This is a genomic window from Desulfallas sp. Bu1-1, from assembly GCF_015594625.1.
In the GTDB taxonomy this organism is placed as follows: Bacteria; Bacillota; Desulfotomaculia; order Desulfotomaculales; family Desulfallaceae; genus JADNRQ01.
In genome coordinates this window covers 1-255 of the sequence record NZ_JADNRQ010000116.1, presented here as the reverse complement: position 1 = coordinate 255, position 255 = coordinate 1, and the positions used below count along the sequence as shown (strand labels likewise).

1 pseudogene is annotated in these 255 nt (G+C 55.3%); it reads left to right on the top strand.

Going from position 1 to position 255, the window contains the following annotated elements:
• Positions 1–65: 65 nt before the first annotated feature.
• A pseudogene (locus IT084_RS19190) lies at positions 66–255 on the top strand (IS200/IS605 family accessory protein TnpB-related protein); the annotation flags it as partial.

Sequence of the window (255 nt, the reverse complement as noted above, 5' to 3'; positions counted from 1 at the left end):
CTATTTCCGTGACCGTCTCCCACCTGTCCGAACAGACAGGCACAGACAGCAGAGGCAGGCCGGTAATGACGAAGGCACCCCGGGTAACAGGAAAGCTCTGGCTGCCGGAAAAACACCGGCTTAAAACATGGGAACTGCTTCTTTCCGGCACTTCTTATAATATCGAGTTAATCAAAGGCCGGGACGGCCGGTACAGGGTGCACATTACCTTCACCATAGCAGCACCTGAACCGGTGACCAATCCCAACCGGGGCT